Origin of the sequence: Cellulophaga baltica (assembly GCF_018861125.1) — a bacterium.
Taxonomy (GTDB): Bacteria; Bacteroidota; Bacteroidia; order Flavobacteriales; family Flavobacteriaceae; genus Cellulophaga; species Cellulophaga baltica_A.
The window spans coordinates 1-2,604 of record NZ_JAHKQN010000001.1; the positions used below are offsets into that span (position 1 = coordinate 1).

3 protein-coding genes are annotated in these 2,604 nt (G+C 29.6%); 1 reads left to right on the top strand and 2 read right to left on the bottom strand.

Annotation, left to right across the window (positions count from 1 at the left end; translation table 11 throughout):
- Positions 1 to 157: 157 nt before the first annotated feature.
- The gene (locus KO500_RS00005) at positions 158 to 1,309 is read right to left on the bottom strand and encodes an epoxide hydrolase family protein (protein ID WP_215954444.1); all 1,152 of its coding nucleotides are present in this window, start codon (positions 1,307 to 1,309) and stop codon (positions 158 to 160) included.
- Positions 1,310 to 1,531: 222 nt separating this feature from the next.
- Positions 1,532 to 1,876 (bottom strand): winged helix-turn-helix transcriptional regulator, encoded by a 345-nt coding sequence (locus tag KO500_RS00010; protein WP_252732389.1) that lies wholly within the window; start codon positions 1,874 to 1,876, stop codon positions 1,532 to 1,534.
- A gap of 100 nt (positions 1,877 to 1,976) precedes the next feature.
- Between KO500_RS00010 and KO500_RS00015 the strand changes: the two genes are divergently transcribed.
- Positions 1,977 to 2,579: an NAD(P)H-dependent oxidoreductase gene (locus KO500_RS00015; protein ID WP_215954445.1), complete on the top strand. Its 603-nt coding sequence runs from the start codon at positions 1,977 to 1,979 to the stop codon at positions 2,577 to 2,579.
- The last annotated feature ends 25 nt before the right edge of the window (positions 2,580 to 2,604 follow it).

Consider the following 2,604-nt stretch of genomic DNA (forward strand, 5'->3'; position numbering starts at 1 on the left):
AGTGGAGCAGGAATGTCTGTTTTACATATTCTTCTAAAAAAGAGGTGGTATGACTTTAAAAGATCTCTTATAAGTACATTGAAAATACACAATTACTTACCGATTTAAAAAATGAAACCGCCTTATAAGACGGTTATAAAGGTCATTATTTTATAAATTATTGAGTTGTGCAACGGTTACCATTGTTGTGCATAGTGCTTTTTTCTGTTTTTTTAAAGAATGATATTAAATCCAAAGCTAAAAGTTCTGGTTGTTCCAACGCTCCAAAATGACCACCTTTTGGCATTTCTGTCCAATGAACAATATTAAATCCTTTTTCGATATATTCTCTAGGAGGAACAGGTATTTCTTTTGGGAATTTAACAAAACCTACAGGGGTTTCTATAAAATCATCTTTTGCGAAAACAAGAGGACTTAGACTTATTTCGTGATAGATTTTCATAGAAGAGTAGATTGTTTTCGTAAACCAATAAAGGCTAACATTAGCAAGTAATTCATCTTTGGAAAAGCAGTTTTCAATGTTTCCTTTGTTGTCGCTCCACGAATTGAATTTCTCAATAATCCAAGCACAAAGTCCAATTGGCGAATCATTTAATCCATAAGCCAGAGAAAGTGGCTTTGTACTTTGAATAGCACCATAAGCTCCTTCTTTCTTATTCCAATTCTCTAAGTACTTTTTATATTCTTGAATTTCTTCTCCAATATCTTCGGTTAAATAAGGTTGGTAAGAGTCGGAAATGTAATTCAGGTGTAAACCAATAATATTTTCAGGATGATTTTGGGTTAGTCTTATACTAATTCCAGCTCCTAAATCACCACCTTGTAATCCGTATTTTTGATAACCAAGTTTAATCATCAATTTGTGCCATAGTTCAGCGACAAAACCGTAATTCACACCACTTTTTAGGTAGTTTTCCGAAAACCCAAACCCAACAATTGAAGGAATAACAATGTCAAAGTTGTTGATTAAATGAGGAATTATTTTTAGCATTTCTAAGAAAGAACCTGGCCAACCGTGAGTAATTAAAAGTGGAGTTGCATTTTTTAGTTTGCTTTTAATGTGTAGAAAATGAATTTTGTAATTATCAATCTCTGTTGTGTAGTTCGGAAAAGAATTTATTTCGTTTTCAATTTTTTTCCAATCAAACTCTTGTTCCCAATAAGTAGAAAGCTCTTTAAGATAATTTAAACTTGTTCCGAATTCCCAGTCACAACTATTAACTTCATTAAGCCATCTAGTTTCTTTTATTTTTCTTTTTAAATCGTCAATTTCTGATTGCGGGATATAGACTTTAAATTTTTGTATCATATTTATTTTTCCGCATTATGCACAACGTTCAGTATAAGAAATCGTAGGGCAGGTGATAAGCAATACGTTTCGGGTTTGTACTAAGCCAATTATAATATTTTGCTTTTATCTTTTTTGTTGAAAATGCCAAATTTTATATTTGGCTGACTTTGTAAATAAACACAGAACTTTGGAGTTAACACAAAAGCCCTATGTTTTTTATACATTGTTAGCTTGCGTATTTTATTTCAGATTCTGATTACTCCATTCCATAATTTTTGTCAAATTCTCTTTCAATGATTTTCCTTTTTTAGTTAATCTGTATTCAACTTTTGGAGGAATTACTGGATATGATTTTCTATTTATTATGTTTATTTTTTCTAAGTCTTTTAATTGTTGAGATAACATTTTCTGACTAATTCCCTTAATAGCTTTATCTAATTCATTAAAACGCATCACTTCATTTAATAATAAAACCCAAATTATAACAGGTTTCCATTTTCCTCCAATTTGTTCCATAAATACTGTTATTGGACATTCTTCTGCTTGATGGTATATTTTTTCAATTTTTTTTTCTTCTGTTTTCATATGAAATTAGACTATTCCGACATTAAAGTAATATACTTACTAAATCGTAAGTACTTGTCAAATGTATAGTTTTTTATGAGATTTGCAAAAAGATTTAAAAATGAAAGAATTATTAATAATACATACTCATCAAAAGTATGAAGGCATCTCTGAAGGAAAGTTAAATGAAACTCTTTCTAATGTTACAAAGCAATTGTTTGAAAATGCTAACTGGAATATGGAACAAACTTTTATATCTAATGGTTACAATTTGAAAAATGAAGTAGAGAAACATTTAAAAGCGGATTTAGTTATCATTCACACACCTATTTTTTGGTTTAATACTCCTTGGATTCATAAAAAATATGTTGATGAAGTTTTTATGGAAGGACTTGTCTCTAATGTTATGTTAGATGGAGATGGAAGGACTCGTTCAGATATTTCAAAGCAATATGGAACAGGTGGTTTTTTAAGAGATAAGAAAGTATTTGTTGTGGCTACTTGGAATGCACCTGAAAACTGTTTTGATGATGTAAGTCAACAATTAATGAAAGGAAAAAATGCAGATGATGTTCTTTTCAATGTTATCTTAAACTACAGATTCTGTGGTTTTCAAGATTTACCTAATTATCATTGCTTTGATGTAATTAAAAATCCAAAAGTTAAGGAATATGTAGATAATTATAAAGAATATTTAAAATCTATCATAGATAATTTTCGTTAGTGTTTTATATGTCTTGTCCTGAAAT

Bases quoted from the DNA above. Each gene is read 5' to 3' on its own strand.
- KO500_RS00005 (WP_215954444.1), bottom strand. From the start codon at position 1,309: ATGATACAAAAATTTAAAGTCTATATCCCGCAATCAGAAATTGACGAT.
- KO500_RS00010 (WP_252732389.1), bottom strand. From the start codon at position 1,876: ATGAAAACAGAAGAAAAAAAAATTGAAAAAATATACCATCAAGCAGAA.
- KO500_RS00015 (WP_215954445.1), top strand. From the start codon at position 1,977: ATGAAAGAATTATTAATAATACATACTCATCAAAAGTATGAAGGCATC.